Source organism: Microbacterium testaceum StLB037 (assembly GCF_008763945.1).
Classification (GTDB): domain Bacteria; phylum Actinomycetota; class Actinomycetes; order Actinomycetales; family Microbacteriaceae; genus Microbacterium; species Microbacterium testaceum_G.
The window spans coordinates 1718349-1741041 of sequence record NZ_VTQH01000001.1; the positions used below are offsets into that span (position 1 = coordinate 1718349).

Genomic DNA, 22693 nt, shown 5'->3' on the forward strand with positions numbered 1-22693 from the left:
GGCGACCGGGGCATTCCATTGGGGGAGGGTACCCGGAGGGATCAGCTGGTGAGCAGACGCAGGCCGTAGGTCTGCAGGATCTCGTTCACGGGCTGGAAGTACGTCGTCCCGCCGCTCGTGCAATCGCCCGAGCCGCCGGAGGTGACGCCCTGCGCCTGGTTGCCCGCGAGGAGCGAACCACCGGAGTCGCCCTGCTCCGCGCAGACGTTCGTGCGGATCAGGCCCGAAACCGACCCCTCGGCGTACCGCACCGTTGAGTTGAAGCCCTGGATCTGGCCGCAGTGCCAGCCGGTGGTCGAGCCCGAGCGGCACACGGTCGCACCGACGGCGGCGGCGGTCGAACCCTTCACGGCGACGGATCCGCCGGCGTAGTTCGACACCGATCCGACGGGGGTGTGGGTGGGCGTGCTCACCCAGGCGTAGTCGTTGCCGGGGAATGAGGAGCCCTGGAACGTGCCGTACGTGGTGCTGTCGCCCGCGACGCCGCAGTGGCCGGCGGTGACGAAGCCGCCCTGCACCGCGAAGCCCACCGAGCAACGGAATCGGTTGTTGATGTTGTAGGCGACGCCGCCCTGGATCGTGGCGAAGGTCTCCGGCGTCTCGGCCCCGGTTTCGAGGCGGACGGCGCCCGCGGGCGCGTCGAGGGTCGCGACGAAGTCGGCCGCGGCCTGATCGCCGCCGGCGACCACGTCGACGACGAGGTCGTTCTGCTCGACGTCGATCCACCACGAGGGGATGACGTCGGGCAGGGCGGGGTCGGTCTCGAGCCGCGCGGCGATCGCCTCGAGGTCGTCGAGCGAGTGCTCCGCGGCGACGGGCACGGCTCCCGCCGCGGAGGCCGCTTCTCGAGCGGCGTCGGTGGTCGCCGCGGCGTAGACGGTGCGCGTCGACTCGTCGAGCCAGGTGCCGGCGAAGGCGTCGCCGGCGACGGCGGCCACCTCGTCGGAGGTGCCGGCCGCTTCGGCCTGGAAACGCAGGACGTCCTGTGCTCCGGCGACGTCGGTGCCGAGGTCGGCGGCCATCGCCTCGAGCAGCTGCGCGTCGACGCCGTCGACGGCCGCGTCGGGCGACGACGTGGGGGTCTGCGCCAGCGCGGGAGCGGTGGCGGCGGTGGTCAGGAACAGGCCGAGGGCGGCGGCGCCCACGACGGTCTTCGATATGCGGTTCACGTGGAGTGACCTTCCATCCAGGGGGATAAATGGCGGGGTACCCGCCGCCATACAAACACGGCGGAGACGAAAAGCGAAGGAATTCCTGTGGATTTCTGATCAGGGTACAAAAATGTCGGTCGTTTGGGGGACACACGTCCCCCGCCCCGGATCCTCGGGTTGCGCGGCGGGCCGCCGAGGTGCCACGCGCGCGATGTTTAGGCTGACGGGCATGAGCACGAACGACTCCGGCGCTTCCGTTCCCGCGCTCTCCCTCGACCTGCCCGCGCGTGCCGCTCGCGTCGCCACCACCTTCTCCCGTCGCACACCGGCCCCCACCGCTGCGCGCCGCGGCGACCTGCCGCGAGACCCCGCCGCCGCGGCGTTCCTGGCCGCCGCGATCGACGGCGTCGCCCGTCCCGAGTCGCTCACCTCGGCGGCGTCGGCTCTGCACCGTCTCGCCGAGGACCTCCCGTCCTCGCTCCCGTGGTTCGTCCGCGGAGCGCTGCAGCTGGGCGGGGCGGTCGCGCCGGTCATGCCCACGCCCGCCGTCCCCCTCGCCCGTCGCGCGCTGCGCGAGCTCCTGGGCGCCCTCGTCCTCGACGCGCGCCCCGAGCGACTCAGCCCCGCCCTCGCCGCCCTCGGTTCCGAGGTTGAGGTGCGCCTGGTCGGACCCACGGTCGTGGGCGACGCCGGTGCGAGGCGCCGGGTGGACGGCATCCGGTCGCTCCTCTCGAGAGAGGACGTCACGCGGATCTCCCTCGCGGTCTCCGACGCCGTGGTCGCCCCCTCGCCCTGGGCGTTCGACGCCGAGGTCGAGCACGCCGCCGAGCGTATGCTTCCGGTCTTCCTCGACGCGGCCGCCGCGCGCACCCACGTGACCCTGGTCGCCGAGGGCCGTGACGACCTCGACCTCACCGTCGCCGTGCTCACCCGGGTGCTCGAGGAGCCGCGGCTGTCGGGTCTGCGGGCCGGGATCCAGCTGCCGATCGCCGTGGCCGAGTCGCTCGACGCCGTCCGAGAGCTCGCGGCCTGGGCGCGCGTGCGCACGTCCGCGGGCGGAGCCCGCCTGACGGTCCGCCTCAGCGACGCGCCCATCGAGACACCGGATGCCGTGTCGGCGGCGCGCCACGGATGGCTCGCCCCGGCGCTCACCGCGCGCGACGAGGTCGATGCCGCTCTCGTGCGCGGCCTCCGCGAGGCTCTGAGCGCGCGCGGGCAGGAGGGGTTCGTCGTCGAGGCGGCGACCGCCGATCCCGAGCGCGCCGCCCTCGTTCTGGCCCTCGCGGCCGAGGCGGAGATCGACGTCGCGCTGGTGCTGCCGCACACCTCGCCGTGGACTCCGGGCGAGGGGTACCTGCAGACGGCGCCCGCGGCCTACCCCGACGACCTCGACGCCGTCGCCGCGCGCTTCGCCGCGAACTACGCATCCGCCGTGGCCGGTGCTCCCGACCTCCCGCTTCCCGTGCCCGAGGCCGCCTCCGCGCCCGGAGCCGTCGACGACGCGTCGCCCGACGACGTGCCCGTCGACGACGCGTCGCCCGACGACGAGGCGCCGGAGACCGCGTCGATCGCGGCGCGCGTGCGACGCGCCCTCGCCGCGGCCGAGCTCCCGGGTCCCGCCGTCCGGGCGGCGCAGCGCGACATCGAGGCCGATCCCGCGATCCTGCGCGAGCGCGTGGGGGACGATTCCGACGACCCCGGACTCACGCAGGCGGTGCTGGGGATCGCGCGCGAGGCCGCGGCATCGGGAGACACCTCCGCTCTGGGCCCCGACGTGCAGCAGATGCTCTTCGGCGGCCAGGCCTTCGTCGACACCGCCGTCTTCTCGGCCCGCGAGAGCGCCGAGCTCGCCGGCGGTGCGCCCGGGTTCCGCAACGTGTCCGACACCGATCCGACCGTTCCCGCCGACCGCGCATGGGCACGGGCCGCTCTCAGCCGCGTCGCCGGGTCCACCGCGGGAGACGCGACAGCCGCCGCGGGTCGCATCGACGATGAAGCCGGACTGGACGCGGTCGTCGAGCGCGTGCGCGCTGCCGCCGAACCGTGGGGCGCCCTCGCCGCCGCCGACCGCGCGGTCGTGCTGCAGGCCGCGGCGCGCACCCTCGAGCAGCGCCGGGCCGAGCTGATCGAGGTGCTCGCCGGCGAGGGGGGAGCGCTGCTCTCCGAAGCCGATGCCGAGGTCAGTCAGGCCGTCGACGCCGCCGCCTACTACGCGGCCACCGCCAAAGAGCTCGACCGGGTGCCCGGCGCCGTCTTCGAGCCCGACCGGCTGAGTGTCGTCGCCCCGCGCTGGAACGCCCCGGTGGGCCTGTGTGCCGCCGAGACCCTCGCCGCGCTCGCCGCCGGATCCGGCGTGGTGCTCACGCCGTCGCCGCGCGCGCGTCGTGCCGGAGCCGTCGTCGCCGAGGCGCTGTGGGCCGCGGGAGTGCCCCGAGACGTGCTGGCGTACGTCGATTTCGACGAGGACGCCTCGGGTCGCGTGCTCATCGCCCACCCCGGCGTCGACCGGGTGCTGCTGGCCGGAGCCCGTTCGACGGCCGAGCGGTTCGCCGAGTGGCGGCCGTCGCTGCCCGTGCAGGCGCTCACCGCCGGCCGAAACGTCGCGATCGTCGCGCCCTCCGCCGACCTCGACGCGGCCGTCGCCGACATCGTCGCCGGCGCCTTCGCGCGCGCGGGTCAGGCTGCCACCGCGGTGTCGCTCGTCATCCTCGTCGGGGCCGTGGCGCGCTCGTCGCTGTTCACCGAGCAGCTGAAGGACGCGGTGTCGTCGCTGCGCGTGGGCCCCGCCGACGACCCGCTCTCCGACATCGGCCCGCTGGTCGAAGAGCCCACGGGTGAGGTGCGCCGCGCCCTGACCGTGCTCGGCGACGGCGAGCGGTGGCTCGTCGAACCGCGAGAGCTCGACCTCGGGCCTGAGACGGCGGGTCGCTTCTGGTCGCCGGGCGTGCGCACGGGCGTCACCGCCGGGTCGCACCTGACCCGGGCCGCGGTCGCGGCGCCGGTGCTCGGCATCCTGCACGCCCCCACCGTGACCCGCGCGATCGAGCTGCAGAACGCGATCGCTTCGGGCTTCGTCGCCGGGCTCCACACGCGCGACGAGGCCGATCTCGACCTCTGGCTCGACAACGCCGAGGCTGCCGTGCTGCGGGTGAACCGCTCCTCGACCGGCGCGGTGGTCCAGCGCGAGCCGCTCGGCGGCTGGGGCGAAGCGTCGGTCGGGGACGGGGCGATGTCGGGCGGCCCGAACCGACTCGTGACGCTCGGCTCGTGGCGGCCGTCGTCGGGCGGGGCGTCGTCGTCGACCCTGCACCTGCGCGGGCTCGACTCGCGCATCACGGCCCTGATCGAGGCAGCCCAGCCCACGCTCTCGTACGAGGCGTTCGACTGGCTCCGCCGCGGCGCCCTCTCCGACGCCGTCGCCTGGGATCGTGAGTTCGGCCGGGTACGCGACGTCTCTCGTCTGGGTGTCGAGCGCAACCTGCGGCGGTACCGTCCTGTCGACGTGGGGATTCGCGCGAGCGGCGACGCCACGTGGCAGGCGGTGCTGCGCGTGCTGGTCGCGGCCGTGCGGTCGGGATCGGCGTTCACCCTGAGCACACCGGTGGGGCTTCCCGCCGACGTCCGGCACCTGCTGGGAGAGAGCGGGATCGCGGTCTCGGTCGAGAGCGACGACGAGTGGCTGCAGCGCCTGGCGGGTGGCATCCCGGATGCCGTCGAGACGGACGCCGACGCCCTCGTCGCCGTCCCGCGTCCCGGGCGCCTGCGCCTGGTGGGTCCGGCCGCGACCGTGTCGACGCTGCGCGCGGCCGTCGCCGAGACGGTCGGGGGCGATGTGTCGCTGACCGTGTACGCGAACGAGGTCACCACGGCCGGTCGCCTCGAGCTGCTGCCGTTCCTGCGCGAGCAGGCGGTGTCGATCGGCGCGTTCCGCTTCGGCGCCGTCGACGCCTGGAGCGCCGCGGTCATCTGACCGGGGCCCCGCTCCGCCCGCCCCGGGTTTCGAAAACGTTTAGCGCGGCGGCCGCGCCGGGGTACCGTCATCGAAACCGCGAGGAGCACCGATGACCGCTGCCCGACTGACCGTCGACCCCCGTTTCGCGATCGGCCCCGTGCGCCGACGGCTGTTCGGCGGGTTCGTCGAGCATCTCGGCCGACACGTCTACGACGGCCTCTACGAGCCCGGTCACCCCGAGGCTGACGAGCGCGGGTTCCGCCGCGACGTGATCGCCCTCGTCCGCGAGCTCGGGGTTTCGACGATCCGCTACCCCGGCGGCAACTTCGTCTCGGGCTTCCGGTGGGAGGACAGCGTCGGCCCGCGCGCACAGCGCCCGCGCCGCCTCGACCTCGCCTGGCACTCGACCGAGACGAACGAGGTGGGCCTGCACGAGTTCTCGAACTGGCTCGAGGCCGTCGGCAGCCACCTCATGCTCGCCGTCAACCTCGGCACGCGCGGCACCCTCGAGGCGATCGACGTGCTCGAGTACGCCAACGTCCCCGGGGGCTCGACCCTCTCGCAGCGGCGCATCGACAACGGCCGCGCGAAGCCGTTCGACGTGCGGGTGTGGTGCCTCGGCAACGAGATGGACGGCCCCTGGCAGCTCGGCCACCGCTCCGCCGACGACTACGGAAAGCTCGCCGCGCGCACCGCGAAGGGCATGCGCCAACTCGACCCCTCGATCGAGCTCGTGGTGTGCGGCTCGTCGGGCGCGCAGATGCCCACCTTCGGCGAGTGGGAGCGCGTCGTGCTCGAGCACACCTACGACGACGTCGACATGATCTCGTGCCACGCCTACTACCAGGAGCATGACGGGGACGCGGCATCCTTCCTCGCCTCGGCCGTCGACATGGACCGCTTCATCGAGGCGGTCGTCGCCACCGCCGACCACGTCGGGGCGGCGCGCGGCAGCACCAAGAGGATCGACATCTCGTTCGACGAGTGGAACATCTGGTACATCGACCGCGTCGACGCGGTGAAGCCCACCGCGATCGACGACTGGCCGATCGCCCCGCGTCTGCTGGAAGACGTGTATTCGGTCCAGGATGCCGTGGTCTTCGGCAGTCTGCTCATCTCGCTGCTGAAGCACGCCGACCGGGTGGCGTCGGCCTCCCTCGCTCAACTGGTGAACGTCATCGCCCCGATCATGACCGAGCCCGGCGGTCCCGCGTGGCGTCAGACGACGTTCTTCCCCTTCGCGATCACCTCGCGCCTCGCGCGGGGGAGCGCGGTGCGACTGCCCCTCGAGGCCCCGACGCTCGACACCGCCCGGTACGGGACGGTTCCCGCGGTGGATGCCGTGGCCACCGTCGACGACGAGACGGGCGCCGCAGCGGTCTTCGTCGTCCACCGCGGTCTCGAACGCCCCGTCGACCTCGACATCGACGTCAGCGCCCTCGGTGCGGTCGAGGTGGTCGAGACGCACCTGCTGCACGACGACGACCCCGGCGCCTCCAACACCCTCGACGACCCCGAGCGGGTGGGGCCGCGGCCGGTCGAGACGCGCCTCGAGAACGGCATCCTGTCTCTGTCCCTCCCGCCCGTCGCGTGGGCCGCGGTGTCGCTGCGGCGCGTGGGCTGAGGGGTCACCCGCTCGCAGAACGGTCGCTTTCTCGCAGTTCTCCGGGCGAAAAAGTGCGAGATACGTGCGTTCCCGCGAGAAACGGGCCGGGCCGCGCGGTCCGTCGTGCCGCGTCGCTCGCTCTCGCGCGCACGCGCGTGCGACAATGACACCGGCGTGCTCGGACCGACCTTTCCCCGCACGGCGCCACATGAACCTGATGGGCGCCGCACGGGTTCGAAGGGCCACCGAGCCCCAGGACAGCGTCCGCCGCACCTTTCCTCCGAGGAGCAGAGATGTCCGCTACCCCCACCGCCACCACCGCCGAGTCCTCTACCGGCGCGCGCGTGCAGCAGCACCGTCGGTACCTCATGTGCCGGCCCGAGCACTTCACGGTGAGCTACAGCATCAACCCGTGGATGGAGCCCTCGCGCCCCACCGACACGAACCTCGCCCTGACGCAGTGGAAGTCGCTGTACGACACCTACGTCTCGCTCGGCCACGAGATCGAGCTCATCGACCCGCTCGAGGGACTGCCCGACATGGTCTACACGGCCAACGGCGGCTTCGTGATCGACGGCATCGCGTACGGGCCGAAGTTCCGCTTCCGCGAGCGCGCCGCCGAGGCCCCCGCGTTCATCGACTGGTTCGCCGCCAACGGCTTCGAGGTCGCCGAGCCCGTCGAGGTCAACGAGGGCGAGGGTGACTTCCTGCTCGTGGGGAACACGATCCTCGCGGGCACGGGCTTCCGCTCCACGGGTGACAGCCACCGTGAGGTCGGCGAGGTGTTCTCGCGCGAGGTCGTCTCGCTGACGCTGACCGACCCGCGCTTCTACCACCTCGACACCGCGATCTCGGTACTCGACCCGGTCGAGGGCCCCGGTGGCGTCGACAAGGCCAACATCGCCTACCTGCCCACCGCATTCGATGAGCGCAGTCAGGCGATCCTGCGGGAGCGGTACCCGGATGCCATCCGGGTGGCGGATGCCGACGGCGCGGTGTTCGGCCTGAACTCGGCGAGCGACGGCAAGAACGTCATCATCTCCCCGCGCGCGGTCGGCTTCGAGGCGCAGCTGCGCGAGCGCGGCTACACCCCCGTCCTCGTCGACCTGTCCGAGCTGCTGCTCGGCGGCGGTGGCATCAAGTGCTGCACGCTCGAGCTGCGCGGAGGTGCCCGATGAGCACTACTGTCGACGCACTCGGCGCGCGTCTGATCGCCGAAGAGGGCGCCCACCTCGCCCACAACTACCACCCGCTCCCGGTCGTCGTCTCGCGCGCCGAGGGCGTGTGGGTCACCGACGTCGAGGGCAAGCGCTACCTCGACCTGCTCTCGGCCTACTCCGCCCTCAACTTCGGGCACGGCCACCCCGCGATCCTGGCGGCGGCGCGCGAGCAGCTCGACCGGCTGACGCTGACCAGCCGCGCGTACCACAACGATCGTCTCGGCCCCTTCGCCACCGCGCTCGCGCAGCTGTGCGGCAAAGACATGGTCCTGCCGATGAACACCGGCGCCGAGGCCGTCGAGACCGGCATCAAGGTCGCCCGCGCGTGGGGCTATCGCACGAAGGGCATCGCCCCGGACGCCGCGACGATCATCGTCGCCAACGGCAACTTCCACGGCCGCACCACCACGATCGTCGGCTTCAGCGACGACCCCACGGCGCACGACGACTTCGGTCCGTACGCGCCGGGGTTCGTGCACGTGCCGTACGGGGACGCGGATGCCATCGCCGCGGCCATCGACGAGAACACCGCCGCCGTGCTGCTCGAGCCCATCCAGGGCGAGGCCGGCGTCGTGCTCCCGCCCGAGGGGTTCCTGCAGCGCGTGCGGGAGATCTGCCGCGAGAACAACGTGCTGTTCATCGCCGACGAGATCCAGTCGGGTCTCGGACGCGTGGGCGAGACGTTCGCGTGCGACCGCGAGGGCGTCGTGCCCGACGTGTACCTCCTCGGCAAGGCGCTCGGCGGCGGCATCCTGCCCCTGTCGGCCGTCGTGGCGAACGAGGACGTCCTCGGGGTCATCCGCGCGGGCGAGCACGGGTCGACCTTCGGCGGCAACCCGCTGGCCGCGGCCGTGGGTCTGCGGGTCGTCGAGATGCTGGCATCCGGAGAATTCCAGACCCGCGCGAAGGCGCTGGGCGCGCACCTCGAGGCGTCGCTGCAGACGTTGATCGGGCACGGGGTCACCGCTGTCCGCATCGCGGGCCTGTGGGCCGGTGTCGACATCGACCCCTCGTACGGCACGGGCCGCGAGGTGGCTGAGAAGCTGCTGGCCCGCGGAGTGCTCGTGAAGGACACGCACGGCCAGACGATCCGCATCGCGCCGCCGCTGACGATCCACGCGACCGAGCTCGACTGGGCCGTCGAGCAGGTTCGGCTCGTGCTGGCTGCCTGAGCGCCGCCCGCGGGCGCGACTCTGTTGTGCGATAAACGCGCGCTGCACCGGTAAACGCTCGCTGCGGGCGTTTCCGAGTGCAGCGCGCGTTTATCGGCGGGGTGGATCTTCCCGGCGGCCTCGCGAGTGGGCTCAGGCGACCGAGACCGTGCGCTGATCCCAGCCCGTGGCGCCGTCGGGCGCCGGGGCCGCGGTCGCGCTCGTCTGCGTCTCACCCGTGGCCGACACCGCGCGGCAGCGGATGACGTGCGATCCGCTCGTGGCGTTCCACGGCAGGCTCCACTGCACCCACGTGTCGGCCGAGATCGCCGTCGCGAGCGTCGCGGTCTGCCACGGACCGTCGTCGACCTGCACCTCGACGTCCGAGACGCCCACGTGCGTCTGCCACGCGACCCCGGCGATGACGGTGTCGCCGGCGGCGACCTGTGCGCCCGACCGGGGGACGTCGATGCGCGACTGCAGTTTCACGGGTCCGCGCTCCGACCACCCGCGCGAGGTCCAGTAGCCCTCGGCACGGTCGAAGCGGGTGACTTCGAGCTCGCTCACCCACTTGGTCGCCGACACGTAGCCGTACAGGCCCGGCACCACCAAACGCACGGGGAAGCCGTGCTCGATGGGCAGGGGCTCGCCGTTCATACCGATCGCGAGCAGGGCATCGCGGTCGTCGGTGAGGGCCTCGAGGGGAGTGGATGCCGTGAACCCGTCGACCGAGTGCGAGAGCACCATGTCGGCCTCGGCGGTCGGCACCGCCCGCGCGAGGATGTCGCGGATCGGCACGCCGAGCCACCGGGCGTTGCCGATGAGCGATCCGCCCACCTCGTTCGACACGCAGACGAGGGTCGCGACCGTCTCCTTCTGGGGCAGGGCGACGAGGTCGTCCCAGCGCAGCACCACCTCCTGCTCGACCAGGCCGTGCACGCGCAGGGTCCAGGTCGCGGGGTCGACCTGGGGCACGACGAGAGCGGTGTCGATGCGGTAGAACTCCGAGGCGGGCGTGATGATCGGCCCCAGCCCGCCGATCCCGAGGTCGGCTCCGGCGGGAACGGTCGTCGTCGTCGCGGGGGTCGGAAGCCGCAAAGCGGAGCGGATCGCGCTGACGGCGCGCGCGCCCCCGCTCACCGCGACGGACCCGATGGCGGCGAGGGCCCCGGCCATGACGGCCACCCCCGAGAGTGCGAGCACGCTGCGCCGCGAGACGCCGTCGTCATCGGGGGCCTTCGTCGAGCGTCGCCGGAGCCGGGCGACCAGCAGTCCCGCCACCAGGGCGGCGGCCGCGCCCGCGACGAGCGACGGGAGGGGGGAAAGCGTTCCGGCGTCCGCCCGTGTCATCGACACGACGGCGCCGACCACACCGAGCGCGATGAGGACCACCCGCCCCCAGGGCGCCTTCCGGCGCTCGATCACCCCGGCGACGCCGGCGACGATCAGCAGCAGCACCGCGATCCCCACGAGCAAGGCCGCCTTGTCGCCCGTGCCGAACAGGTCGATGGCCAGGTCTTTCGCCCACGCGGGGGCGAGGTCGATCATGCCCCCGCCGATGACGGCGAACGGACTCGCGGTGGGCGAGACGATCGCCGCGGCGAGCTCCCCGAGGCCGGCGCCGAACACGGTGGCCGCGATCGAGGCGACGATCGCCGCCAGGTCGCGGCGACGGGAGGATGCGGGGGTCACGAGGGGAGCCTAGGGAGCCTCGGCGAGCCGGGCGCCGGGCGCGCGGGATTCACAGGCAACCGGAACCCGCGGTCCGCCCTGTCCGACCTGGCTCCCCGTGTCAAGGATCTATCCGAGAATCCGCGAGGTCCGCACGCTGTCGCGGTGAGACACCGCGGCCGATCGGCATCCCCCCTCCTTCTTCCCGACGACCTGCCCGACGACGACCCCGACCTCGACGAGGTCCGCGAAGCCCTCGAGCGGATGGATGCCGTGGAGGGGCTCGGCACCGACATCGCCGCCACGCTCGCCTGGGCGACGAGCACGACCCCGCCGCGCTCTCTGGCTGCGACCTGGGAGCTGCTCGCGTCGGTCGCCGCTCGCGATGTCGCCGCCGCGCGCGTCCTGGAGCCGCACCTCGACGCCCTCTCGATCCTGAGCGAAGCCGCTCGCGAGGGGGTCGCCGTCGACGTCGAACCCGGGGGATCGTGGGGCGTCTTCGCGGCCGAGGGGCCCGGCATGCGTCTGGAGGCGCGACAGGATGCCGGCACCTGGACGCTGCACGGCAGCAAGCCGTGGTGCTCGCTGGCGGCCCACCTCGACCGGGCGCTCGTGACCGCGTGGGTCGACGACGACCGGCGGCAGCTCTTCGCCCTCGACCTGCGCGGTCCTGCCGTGACCGCGCGGCCCGGTCCCTGGCACGCGCGCGGGCTCGACCGCGTCGTCAGCGCCCCGATCGACGTCGACGGGGCGGTCGCCGTCCCGGTCGGCGAGCCCGGCTGGTACCTCCGTCGCTCCGGCTTCGCGCACGGAGGGGTCGGGGTCGCCGCGTGCTGGTGGGGCGGGGCCCTGCCGTTGCGCGACGCCCTGCGCGAGGCCGCGGCGACCGACCGCGCCGATCAGCTCTCGCGGGTGCATCTCGGTCGCGCCGACACCGCGCTGTGGGCCGCCCGCGCCGTGCTCCGCGAGACGGCGACCGTGTTCGGGGCCGGGGTCTCGGCATCCGCGGGTCTGCGTGCCGCCCGCGCGCGCACCGTGGTCGCCGACGCCGTCGAGACGACCCTCGCCGAAGCCGCGCGCGCCCTGGGGCCCCTGCCGCTCGTCGCCGACGAGGAGCACGCGCAGCGTGTCGCCGACCTGCAGGTGTACGTCCGCCAGCACCACGGCGAGCGCGACGTCGCGCGCATCGGCGCCGACGTCGCCGCGGGAGCGAGCGCATGGTGAGCTTCGACCACCGCGATCCCGGAACCGACGAGGGCGTCTGGACCGACGCCCTCCGCCGCGACCTGCCCCCGCTCGATCTCGACGTCGAGCGCCTGGTCGTGGTGGCCGCGCACCCCGACGACGAAAGTCTCGGAGCGGCGGGTCTGCTCTCGACGGCGGCGGCCCGTGGCATCCCGATCGATCTGCTCGTCGTGACCGACGGCGAGGGCTCGCATCCCGACTCGCCCACGCACAGCCCGGCGACCCTCGCTCTGCTGCGTCGCCGCGAGCTCGTCGACGCCGTACGCATCGTGGGGCTGGTCGGGGACCCGGTGTTCCTCGGGCTGCCGGACGGCGGGACGGACGGACATCGGGATGCCATCGCCGCAGCTCTGCGCGAGAGGCTCGACGCCGCCGCCGGGAAGCGCGTGCTCGTCCTGTCGCCGTGGCGGGGAGACGGGCACCGCGACCACCGGGTGGTCGGAGAGATCGTCGAGCAGGTCTGCGCCGCACTCGGGGTGCGCTCGCGCGCCTTCCCGATCTGGCTGTGGCACTGGGGCGGCCCGGACGACGTGCCGTGGGACCGCCTCGAACACCTCGCCCTCGACCCCGCCGCCCGGGATGCCAAAACACGCGCCCTCGACGCTCACCGCAGCCAGCTCGAGCCCCTGTCGGACGCCCTCGGGGACGAGGCAATGATCCACGCCGGGATGCGCGCGCACGCCGAGCGCGACGTCGAGGTCTTCATCGCCCCGGAGGAGCCCGCGACCCCGGCGGGCAGCGTCGGCCGCGCGTACTTCGACGACATGTACGCCCGCCACGACGACCCCTGGGGCTTCGACTCGCGCTGGTACGAGGAGCGCAAGCGCGCCGTGCTCCTCGCCGCGCTCCCGCGGCACCGGTACCGTTCGACCCTCGAGGCGGGGTGCTCGACGGGTGCGCTGACGGCGCACCTGGCCGAGCGCAGCGACCGCGTGCTCGCCGTCGACCTCGCCCCCGCAGCCCTCGAGCGCGCGCGGACGCGCCTGGCGGGTCGGGAGGATGTCGAGCTGCGCCTGGCGACGCTCCCCGACGCGTGGCCCGAGGGCGAGTTCGATCTCGTCGTGCTGTCGGAGGTGGTCTACTACTGGGCCGGCGCCGACCTCGACCGCGGGCTCACGGCCGCTGCCGCCTCGCTCAGCGCCGACGGTCATCTCGTCGCCTGCCACTGGCGGCATCCGGTCGCGGAGTACCCGCGCACGGGCGACGAGGTGCATGACGCGCTCGCCGCTCGACCCGACCTCGTGCGTCTCGTGCGTCACGAGGAGCAGGACTTCGTGCTCGAGGTGTACGCGCCTCCCGGCGCACGGTCGGTGGCGGCCGAGTCCGGACTCGTTCCGTGAGGGCCGTGGCCGTGGTGATCCCGGCGCACGACGAAGAAGCGCTGATCGGTCGGTGCCTGGCCTCGGTGATCCGGGCCGTGTCCCGGGCGCGCGAACGCGAGCCCGACCTGGAGGTCGCGGTCGTCGTCGTCCTCGACGCCTGCACCGACACCACCGCCCCGCAGGTGGGTCGATGGCCGGTCGTCGCGATCGAGATAGCCGCTCGCCGTGTGGGCACGGCCCGCCGCGTCGGCGTCGCGCACGCGCTGTCGCAGCTCGCCGCCGGTGCCGGCGACACCTGGATCGCGATGACGGATGCCGACACGGTCGTGCCCCCGAACTGGATCACGCACCAGCTCGACCTCGCCGACGCCGGCGCCGATCTGGTGCTGGGAACCGTCCGCCCCGACTTCGCCGACCTCAGCGCCCGGCATGCCGCGTACTGGCGCGCGACGCACCATCGGGGCAGGCCTGCCGGGAACGTCCACGGCGCCAATCTCGGCGTGCGGGCGAGCACGTACGCCCGGGCGGGCGGCATCCCGGATCTCGTCGAACACGAAGACGTGGCGCTGGTGCGCGCGATGCGCGGTCTCGGTGCTCGAGAGCGCGCGAGCGATGAGCACGAGGTCGAGACCTCGGGCCGTTTCACCGGTCGCACGCCCGGGGGATACGCCGCCTTCCTCGCGCGCGTGCACGCCTGGGTCGACGCGCCGCCGCTCGCCGCACCCGGAGCGTGACCCACCGGGTGGGGGTTCGTCAACCACCTCGGCGGCCTCGCGCGCGCACCGCAGACTGGCGGCCCCCGGAACGAAAGGCACGACGATGAAGGCACTGACCTGGCAGGGCACGCGCAACGTGAGCGTCGAGGAGGTCCCCGACCCCGAGATCCTCGAACCGACCGACGCGATCGTGAAGATCACCTCGACCGCGATCTGCGGCTCCGACCTGCACCTGTACGAACTGTTCGGCCCCTTCATCGACAAGGGCGACGTGCTCGGCCACGAGCCGATGGGCGTGGTCGTCGAGGTCGGCTCGGCGGTGACGAACCTCGCGGTCGGCGACCGGATCGTCGTGCCCTTCAACATCTCGTGCGGGCACTGCTTCATGTGCCGCCGCGGTCTGCAGTCGCAGTGCGAGACGACGCAGGTGCGGGAGTACGGCAGCGGCGCGGCCCTGTTCGGCTACACCAAGCTCTACGGTCAGGTGCCGGGCGGGCAGGCGGAGTACCTGCGCGTTCCCCTCGCCGACTACAACCACATCCGCGTCGGCGATGACCTGCCCGACGACCGTTACCTCTTCCTCAGCGACATCGTGCCCACGGCCTGGCAGGGCGTGCAGTACGCGAACGTCCCCGAGGGCGGAACGCTCGCGGTCATGGGCCTCGGCCCGGTCGGGCAGTTCGCGGCCCGCATCGGCGTGCACCTCGGCTACCGGGTGCTCGCGATCGAGCCCGAGCCCGAGCGTCGCGCGATGGCCGAGCGTCACGGCATCCTGACCTACGACCTGACCGACACCGTGGTCGACGAGCTGATCGATCTCACCGAGGGCCGCGGGGCGGATGGAGTGGTGGATGCCGTGGGCATGGAGGCCCACGGAAACGGCGGCATCAAGCTGGCCCAGAACGCCGTCGGACTGCTCCCCGACGCCCTCGCGCAGAAGCTCATGGACAAGGCCGGGCTCGACCGCCTCGCTGCGGTCTACGCCTCGATCGACCTCGTGCGCCGCGGCGGCACCGTCTCGCTGAGCGGTGTGTACGCGGGAGAGGCCGACATCCTGCCGATGAAGACGATGTTCGACAAGCAGCTCAACCTGCGGATGGGCCAGTGCAACGTCAAGCGCTGGATCGACGACCTGCTGCCGCTCGTCGAAGACTCCGCCGACCCGCTCGGAGTCATGGACCTGGTCACGCACCACGCCCCGCTCGAGGACGCCCCCGGCCTGTACGAGACGTTCCAGAAGAAGGAGGACGGCTGCATCAAGGTCGTGCTGCGCCCCGGCTCCTGAGCCGCGCCGCACCCGCGTGAGTCGCCAAGATCTGTCGCTAGGGGACCCGCCCAAGCGACGAATTCTGGCGACTCACGCAAGGCGGAGGCGGGGAAACGTGTCCGCAACACTGCTCTGAGTAGAGTCGTCGCATGGGTGACCTGTTCGACGGTTACGGCTCCACGCTGGCGCCGCGCAAGACCGCATCCGGCATCCCGGCGTTCGACGAGATGTTCGGCGTTCCGGCGAGTCCCGGAGAAGCCGCCCCCTCGCGTGAGGCGTACCGGGAGCTGTACCAGACGCTCGCGCAGATGACGCAGGAAGAGTTGCGCGGGCGCACCGAGTCGCTCGCCAGTTCCTATCTCGCGCAGGGCGTGACCTTCGACTTCGCGGGCGAGGAACGACCTTTCCCGTTGGATGCCGTGCCCCGGGTCATCGCGTACGACGAGTGGTCGCGCATCGAGGCCGGCGTCAAGCAGCGGGTCAAGGCGCTCGAGGCGTTCCTCGACGACGCCTACGGCAATCAGCACTGCGTGCGCGACGGCATCCTGCCCGCCGGTCTCATCTCGTCGTCGCAGTACTTCTACCGTCAGGCCGCCGGCATCCGCAGCGCCAACGGCGTGCGCATCCAGGTGTCGGGCATCGACCTCATCCGCGACGAGCACGGCGAGATGCGCGTGCTCGAAGACAACGTCCGCGTGCCCTCGGGCGTCTCGTACGTCATCTCGAACCGCCGCGTCATGGCGCAGACGCTGCCCGAGCTGTTCGTGTCGATGCGCGTGCGCCCCGTCGGCGACTACCCCAACAAGCTCCTGGCCGCCCTCAAGGCGTCGGCCCCGCCCGGGATCGACGACCCGAACATCGTCGTGCTGACCCCCGGTGTCTACAACTCGGCGTACTTCGAGCACACCCTGCTCGCGCGCCTGATGGGCGTCGAGCTCGTCGAGGGGCGCGACCTGCTGTGCATCGGCGGCAAGGTGTTCATGCGCACCACCCGCGGCCCGCAGCGCGTCGACGTGATCTACCGCCGCGTCGACGACGACTTCCTCGACCCCCTGCAGTTCCGCGCCGACTCGATGCTCGGGGCGCCCGGGCTCATGCTCGCCGCGCGCCTCGGTAACGTCACCATCGCCAACGCGGTGGGTAACGGCGTCGCCGACGACAAGCTGCTGTACACCTACGTGCCCGATCTCATCCGGTACTACCTCGCCGAAGAGCCCATCCTGAAGAACGTCGACACCTGGCGTCTCGAAGACCCCGGGGCCCTCGAAGAGGTGCTCGACCGTCTGCCCGAACTCGTGGTGAAGCCGGTCGACGGATCGGGCGGCAAGGGTCTCGTCGTGGGCCCGGACGCCTCGCCCGCCGAGCTCGATGCCCTGCGCAAGCGCCTGCTCGCCGACCCCCGCGGGTGGATCGCGCAACCGGTCGTCATGCTCTCGACTATCCCGACCCTCGTCGAAGACGGCATGCGCCCGCGTCACGCGGATCTGCGCCCCTTCGCCGTCAACGACGGTGACGACATCTGGGTGCTGCCCGGGGGCCTCACCCGCGTCGCCCTCCCGGAGGGGCAGCTCGTGGTCAACTCCAGCCAGGGCGGCGGCTCGAAGGACACGTGGATCGTCGGCGGCTCGGCCCCCTCGCACGTGGAGTACGGACAGGGCAATGGCGTCTCGGGACTCGTGGCCGACCAGGCCGCGGTGACCGAGTCGATTCCGATCATCTACGACGGGCAGCCCGCGCCCTCGACCTCGCCGCGCGACCCGCGCCCGGGCTCCGGCAAAGAGCAACAGGAGCAGCAGCAGCAGGATGCCGCGGTGCAGCACGGTCCGCAGGCCGAGCAGCAGCAGCAGACCCGGGAGGCGGGATCATGCTGAGCCGCATCGCGGAGAGCCTGTTCTGGATCGGTCGCTACATCGAGCGCAGCGACGGCACCGCGCGCATCCTGGACGTGCACCTGCAGCTGCTGCTCGAAGACCCGTGGATCGACGAAGACACCGCCTGCCGGTCGCTGCTCAGCGTCATGGGCTCCGCGTGGCCCGAGAACGTCGACACCGTCCGCCGCGACGACGTGCTCGCCCGTCTCGCCGTCGACCGCATGAACCCGTCGAGCATCGCCTACTCGCTCACCGCGGCGCGCGAGAACGCCCGACGGGCACGCGAGATCGTCTCGACCGAGCTGTGGGAGATCCTCAACACCACGAACGCCCGGATGCCGCGGCGCCTGCAGACCGACAAGGTGCACGAATTCTTCCAATGGACGCGGGAGCGTGCGGCCCTCGCGATCGGCATCGTCGACTCCTCGACCAACCGCGACGAGGCCTGGCAGTTCTTCACCCTCGGCCGCAGCATCGAGCGCACCGACATGACCGCGCGCCTGCTCGCGACCCGTTCGCTCACCGAGGTCTCGGGCCCGTCGTGGACGACGATCCTGCGGTCGTGCGGCGCGTACGAGGCGTACCTGCGCACGTACCGCGGAATGCCGAGCGCCCGCAACGCGGCGGAGTTCCTGCTGCTGGACCGCCTGTTCCCGCGCTCGATCATCTACTCGATCCAGCGCGCGGAAGACTGCATGAGCGCGATCGACCCCCGCGCCGATCGCGTCGGGCATTCCAACACCGTGCTGCGCGCCCTCGGGCAGATCCGCAACGACCTCGAGTACCGCCCGGTCAGCGACATCCTCGCCGAGCTCCCCGAGCACATGCAGCGCGTGCAGACGGTGACCCGCGAGGCGTCGGAGGCGATCCGCTCGCGGTTCTTCCCGACGCAGGCCGAGCCGAGCTGGATCGGAGAGATCTCATGACGGATGCCGTGACCACCGGCCGGACGACAACCTCGGGGGGCCGTCGATGAAGCGCCTGCGCATCGAGCATCAGACCGGCTTCGTGTACCCGGGCGACGTCGTCGCCTCGTACAACGAGGCGCGGATGCTGCCGCACTCGACCGATAGCCAGTTCGTGCTGAGCTCGTCGCTCGACATCGAGCCGTCCACGTCGGTCAACCAGTACGTCGACTACTTCGGCACGCGAGTGGCGGCTTTCGACGTGCTGTCGCCGCACGGCGCGCTGACCATCACCGCGCGGTCGCTGGTCGAGGTGCGCCCGCGGCCCATCGAGCACGCCGACATCACCTGGGAGCAGCTCGCGGCGGAGGCGGCGCGGTCCATCTCGACGGTCGAGCAGCTCACTCAGACGCGGCGTACGACCCCCCATGCCGAGGTCGCCGAGCTCGCGCGTTCGATCGCCGCCCAGCACGACCGGCCCGGCCCCGCGGCCCACGCCATCGCCGAGGCGATCGGCGACGCCATCGACTACATGCAGGGTGTGACGGGCGTGCACTCGACCGCGGTGGACGCCTGGGAGGCGCGCAAGGGCGTCTGCCAGGACATCGCGCACATCGCCATCGGGGCCTTGCGCGAAGTCGGCATTCCGGCCCGCTACGTGTCGGGCTACCTGCACCCGAAGCCCTCCGCCGAGGTGGGCGAGGCCGTGACGGGGGAGTCGCACGCGTGGGTGGAGTGGTTCGCGGGGGACTGGCAGGGCTTCGACCCGACGAACAACATCGAGATCGGCGACCGTCACGTGCTCGTCGGCCGTGGTCGCGACTACAACGACGTGCCGCCGCTGCGCGGCGTGTACGCCGGCCCGGGCAAGAGCAACCTCAAGGTCAAGGTCACGATCACGCGCGAGACCTGAGCCTCGTCCTCACGCGGATGCCGCGGCGCCCAGTAATCCCTGGACGTCGCGGTGCAGAGCGAGCAGGTCGGCCGTCTCGCCGCGGTCGGCGCGGCGCGCCCACTCGTCGAGCGCGGTGCGCATCTCGAGCGCTGCGAGGCCGATCGCAGCCCGCACGGGGAGTTCGGCCAGGCCGACGCGCGCGGCGATCTCGGGGATGAACGCGTCGGACGACGTCGTCTCGCGGCGGATGGCGGCGCCCAGCAGCGACGGCTCGTGACCGATCAGCCGTCGTACGCGGAGAAACCGCGCCCGTGCTCGCGCGTCGGCGTGGAGGCGACCGAGCTCGAGGGCGAACACTTCCCTCAAGGCGCGGGTGAGGGCGGGGATGTCGTCGCCCTCCGCGCCCACCTCGGCGAGGGCTGCGACGAAGCGCTCGTCGTCGATGAAGACGGCGTCTTCTTTCGTCCCCGCGAGACGGAAGAACGTGCGTGCCGAGATCCCGGCGCGAGCCGCGATCTCGTCGACGGTCGTGCGGGCGACGCCCTTCTCCTCGAAGAGGTCCAGGGCCGCTTCGCAGATCTCGAGGGTCGTCTCGCGGCGGCGGCGGTCGCGCAACCCCTCGCCGACGGGTGTCGCTGACGTCTCCATGTCGGCTACAGTAGTCCATGTCTTATTGGCAGTAACTGCCAAGTTGTCTTTGTCTGCACAGATTGGTCGTTCCATGATCGCCACCGGAACCGTCCCCACCGTCGCCCCGCCCGAGAAGAACCAGGTGCGTCCGGGTGCCGTCATCGCGCTGCTGGTGGTCGCCGCCTTCGTCGTCATCCTGAACGAGACGATCATGGGTGTCGCCCTGCCCGAGCTCATGCGCGAGCTCGACATCACCGCCGCCACCGGGCAGTGGCTGACGACTGCCTTCCTGCTCACCATGGCGGTTGTCATCCCGACCACGGGCTTCCTCATCCAGCGGTTCCCGCTGCGCACCCTGTTCTTCACCGCGATGGGGCTGTTCACCCTGGGAACCGTCATCGCCGCGGTCGCTCCCGGGTTCGGCGTGCTGCTGATCGGTCGGATCGTCCAGGCCTCCGGCACCGCGATCATGATCCCGCTGCTGTTCACCACGGTGCTCAACGTCGTGCCGGCGAACCGCCGCGGACGCATGATGGGGCTCATCTCGATCGTGATCTCGGTGGCGCCCGCGATTGGTCCGACCGTCTCGGGCCTGATCCTGTCGGTCTTCCCCTGGCGCGCGATGTTCATCGTGATGATTCCGATCGCCCTGATCGCCGTCGCCCTCGGCGCTCGGTGGGTGCGTAACCTCACCGAGACCCGACGCGTGACCCTCGACGTGGTGTCGGTCATCCTGTCGGCGCTGGCTTTCGGGGGCATCATCTTCGGCCTGTCGAGCATCGGCGAGGCTGCGGACGGTCATGCTCTCGTCCCCGTGTGGATCCCGCTCACGGTCGGGGCGCTCGCGCTCGTGATCTTCGCCGTCCGCCAGCTGCGTCTGGCGTCGACCGATCGGGTGCTGATGAACCTCAGCGTCTTCCGTCACTCCACGTTCACGGTCGCCGTGATCCTCGTCATCGTGGCGATGACAACCCTGTTCGGAGTCCTCATCCTGTTGCCGCTCTACCTTCAGAACGTGCTCGGCCTCGGCACCCTCCCGACCGGTCTGATGCTGCTCCCCGGCGGTCTGGTGATGGGCCTGATGGCGCCTGTCGTCGGTAACCTGTTCGACCGGTTCGGCGCCCGCCCGCTGGTCCTGCCCGGTGCCGTCGTGGCCAGCCTCGCCCTGTGGGGTTTCGCGACCCTGTCGACCTCGACCCCCATCGGCTTGGTCATCGCGGTCCACTGCGTGCTCAGCCTGGGGCTGGCGTTCATGTTCACCCCGCTCATGACCTCGGCCCTCGGATCGCTCCCGCGTGCGCTCTACCCCCACGGCTCGGCGATCGTCTCGACCGTGCAGCAGCTCGCGGGCGCGGCCGGGACCGCGGTGTTCGTGACGCTCATGACGGTGGGTGCCGCTACTGCCGTGGCGAACGAGGGCGCTTCGACGGTGGATGCCACGGCCTCCGGCATCCACACCGCCTTCTTCGTCGCGGCCTGCCTGTCGCTGGCGGTGATCGTGCTCGCGGCGTTCGTGCGAACGCCGAAGCAGGTCGAGGGCGCCGAGGCGATGCCCGCGCACTGACCCTGGCCAGGGGGCCCTCTCGGGCGTACGATGTGGTCTGACCACACCGACGAGAGGGTCCCCATGGTTCAGCGACAGCTCCCCAAGGTCGGCGAGCTCCTCGAGCTCATGCAGTTCAAGAAGCCCGAGCTCGACGCGCGCAAGCGCCGCCTCGACGCCGCGCTGACGATCGCCGACCTGCGCGCGATCGCCAAGCGCCGCACGCCCAAGGCGGCGTTCGATTACACCGACGGTGCCGCCGAGGGCGAGCTCTCGCTCGACCGCGCCCGTCGCGCGTTCGAAGACGTGGAGTTCCACCCCGACATCCTGCGTCCCGCGGCCGACGTCGACACCTCGTGCGAGATCCTCGGGGGCCCCTCCGCCCTTCCCTTCGGCATCGCGCCCACGGGCTTCACGCGTCTCATGCAGACCGAGGGTGAGACCGCGGGGGCGTCCGCGGCGGCAGCCGCCGGCATCCCGTTCACGCTCTCGACCCTGGGAACCACGTCCATCGAAGATGTCAAGGCGGCCAACCCCTACGGTCGTAACTGGTTCCAGCTGTACGTGATGAAAGACCGCTCCATCTCGTACGGTCTCGTCGAGCGCGCAGCCAAGGCCGGCTTCGACACCCTGCAGTTCACCGTCGACACCCCGATCGCCGGCGCCCGCCTGCGCGACAAGCGCAACGGCTTCTCGATCCCGCCGCAGGTGACGGTCGGCACGATCGTCAACGCGATTCCGCGCCCGTGGTGGTGGATCGACTTCCTCACCACCCCCAAGCTCGAGTTCGCCTCGCTCAGCACCACCGGCGGCACCGTCGGCGAGTTGCTGAACGCCGCGATGGACCCCACGATCAGCTACGACGACCTCGACGTGATCCGCGGCATGTGGCCCGGCAAGATCGTCGTGAAGGGCGTGCAGAACGTGACGGATGCCGCGCGCCTGGTCGACCAGGGCGTCGACGGCATCGTGCTGTCGAACCACGGCGGCCGCCAGCTCGACCGCGCGCCCATCCCCTTCCACCTGCTGCCGAAGGTCGTGCGCGAGGTCGGCAAGGACGCCACGGTCATGGTCGACACCGGCATCATGAACGGCGCCGACATCGTGGCATCCATCGCCCTCGGCGCGAAGTTCACCCTGATCGGCCGGGCCTACCTCTACGGCCTCATGGCCGGCGGGCGCCAGGGCGTCGACCGCACGATCGCGATCCTGCGCAGCGAGATCGAGCGGACCATGACCCTGCTCGGCGTCTCGTCGCTCGCCGAGCTCGAGCCCCGCCACGTCACGCAGTTGACGCGTCTCGTGCCGGTCGAGGGCGTGGGGGTCGACGCGCGCGTGTGACGCCGGTGGGCGTGCAGCCTCAGTTATTCGCGCATCCTCAGCTGGGAGGGGGCGGATGCCGCTGAGTTTGTGCAGATTGCTGAGCTTGTGCCGTGGCTGGAGGCGCGGCAGCCGCAACCTCAGTGATTCGCGCATCCTCAGGCGGGAGGGGGCGGATGCCGCTGAGTTTGTGCAGATTGCTGAGCTTGTGCCGTGGCTGGAGGCGCG

General features: G+C 71.8%; 16 protein-coding genes. 13 read left to right on the forward strand and 3 right to left on the reverse strand.

The genetic code is table 11. The features are described from left to right. Positions 1–41 precede the first annotated feature (41 nt). On the reverse strand, positions 42–1169 hold the full coding sequence (locus F9B98_RS08045) for a S1 family peptidase (RefSeq protein ID WP_225310259.1): 1128 nt from the start codon (positions 1167–1169) through the stop codon (positions 42–44). A 211-nt stretch (positions 1170–1380) separates the two neighbouring features. Between F9B98_RS08045 and F9B98_RS08050 the strand changes: the two genes are divergently transcribed. The 4 genes from F9B98_RS08050 (at position 1381) to rocD (ending at position 9101) form a co-directional block, all read left to right on the forward strand. Then, positions 1381–5121 carry a proline dehydrogenase family protein gene (locus F9B98_RS08050; protein WP_150955355.1) on the forward strand — a complete coding sequence of 1247 codons (3741 nt, stop codon included), beginning with the start codon at positions 1381–1383 and terminating at the stop codon, positions 5119–5121. Between the two features lie 91 nt (positions 5122–5212). Next, entirely contained in the window at positions 5213–6727 is a 1515-nt protein-coding gene (locus F9B98_RS08055) for an alpha-N-arabinofuranosidase (protein ID WP_150955358.1), read from the forward strand. Positions 6728–7002: 275 nt separating this feature from the next. Then, positions 7003–7887 carry a dimethylargininase gene (gene ddaH / locus F9B98_RS08060; protein WP_150955361.1) on the forward strand — a complete coding sequence of 295 codons (885 nt, stop codon included), beginning with the start codon at positions 7003–7005 and terminating at the stop codon, positions 7885–7887. Further along, positions 7884–9101, forward strand: coding sequence for an ornithine--oxo-acid transaminase (rocD, locus tag F9B98_RS08065; protein WP_150955365.1), 1218 nt, complete (start codon positions 7884–7886; stop codon positions 9099–9101). The genes ddaH and rocD overlap by 4 nt, the downstream gene beginning before the upstream one ends. A gap of 132 nt (positions 9102–9233) precedes the next feature. Here the strand turns inward: rocD and F9B98_RS16280 are convergent, their stop codons facing one another. Next, positions 9234–10055, reverse strand: a complete 822-nt coding sequence (locus F9B98_RS16280; protein WP_412177034.1) for a molybdopterin-dependent oxidoreductase — start codon at positions 10053–10055, stop codon at positions 9234–9236. An 861-nt stretch (positions 10056–10916) separates the two neighbouring features. On the opposite strand from F9B98_RS16280, the gene F9B98_RS08075 reads away from it, so the two are divergent. From F9B98_RS08075 to F9B98_RS08105, 7 genes are all read left to right on the forward strand, one after another. Then, positions 10917–11975: an acyl-CoA dehydrogenase gene (locus F9B98_RS08075; protein WP_225310260.1), complete on the forward strand. Its 1059-nt coding sequence runs from the start codon at positions 10917–10919 to the stop codon at positions 11973–11975. Then, a complete protein-coding gene (locus tag F9B98_RS08080; protein WP_150955371.1) occupies positions 11969–13336 on the forward strand; it encodes a bifunctional PIG-L family deacetylase/class I SAM-dependent methyltransferase in 1368 nt (455 codons plus the stop codon). Before F9B98_RS08075 ends, F9B98_RS08080 begins: the two co-directional genes overlap by 7 nt. 5 nt (positions 13337–13341) lie before the next feature. Beyond that, complete coding sequence (locus F9B98_RS08085) at positions 13342–14052, forward strand: glycosyltransferase (RefSeq protein WP_225310261.1); 711 nt, start codon at positions 13342–13344, stop codon at positions 14050–14052. An 85-nt stretch (positions 14053–14137) separates the two neighbouring features. Beyond that, positions 14138–15319: a zinc-dependent alcohol dehydrogenase gene (locus tag F9B98_RS08090; protein ID WP_150955377.1), complete on the forward strand. Its 1182-nt coding sequence runs from the start codon at positions 14138–14140 to the stop codon at positions 15317–15319. 131 nt (positions 15320–15450) lie between these two features. Further along, positions 15451–17172 (forward strand): circularly permuted type 2 ATP-grasp protein, encoded by a 1722-nt coding sequence (locus tag F9B98_RS08095; protein ID WP_150955380.1) that lies wholly within the window; start codon positions 15451–15453, stop codon positions 17170–17172. After that, positions 17166–18098 (forward strand): alpha-E domain-containing protein, encoded by a 933-nt coding sequence (locus F9B98_RS08100; protein ID WP_094733836.1) that lies wholly within the window; start codon positions 17166–17168, stop codon positions 18096–18098. The genes F9B98_RS08095 and F9B98_RS08100 overlap by 7 nt, the downstream gene beginning before the upstream one ends. 46 nt (positions 18099–18144) lie before the next feature. Then, complete coding sequence (locus F9B98_RS08105; RefSeq protein ID WP_150955383.1) at positions 18145–18990, forward strand: transglutaminase family protein; 846 nt, start codon at positions 18145–18147, stop codon at positions 18988–18990. A 9-nt stretch (positions 18991–18999) separates the two neighbouring features. On the opposite strand, the gene F9B98_RS08110 is transcribed toward F9B98_RS08105, so the two are convergent. Then, complete coding sequence (locus F9B98_RS08110; protein WP_191966713.1) at positions 19000–19620, reverse strand: TetR/AcrR family transcriptional regulator; 621 nt, start codon at positions 19618–19620, stop codon at positions 19000–19002. 73 nt (positions 19621–19693) lie between these two features. On the opposite strand from F9B98_RS08110, the gene F9B98_RS08115 reads away from it, so the two are divergent. Further along, complete coding sequence (locus F9B98_RS08115) at positions 19694–21166, forward strand: MDR family MFS transporter (RefSeq protein ID WP_150955389.1); 1473 nt, start codon at positions 19694–19696, stop codon at positions 21164–21166. 63 nt (positions 21167–21229) lie between these two features. Next, the gene (locus F9B98_RS08120; RefSeq protein ID WP_150955391.1) at positions 21230–22486 is read left to right on the forward strand and encodes an alpha-hydroxy acid oxidase; all 1257 of its coding nucleotides are present in this window, start codon (positions 21230–21232) and stop codon (positions 22484–22486) included. The last annotated feature ends 207 nt before the right edge of the window (positions 22487–22693 follow it).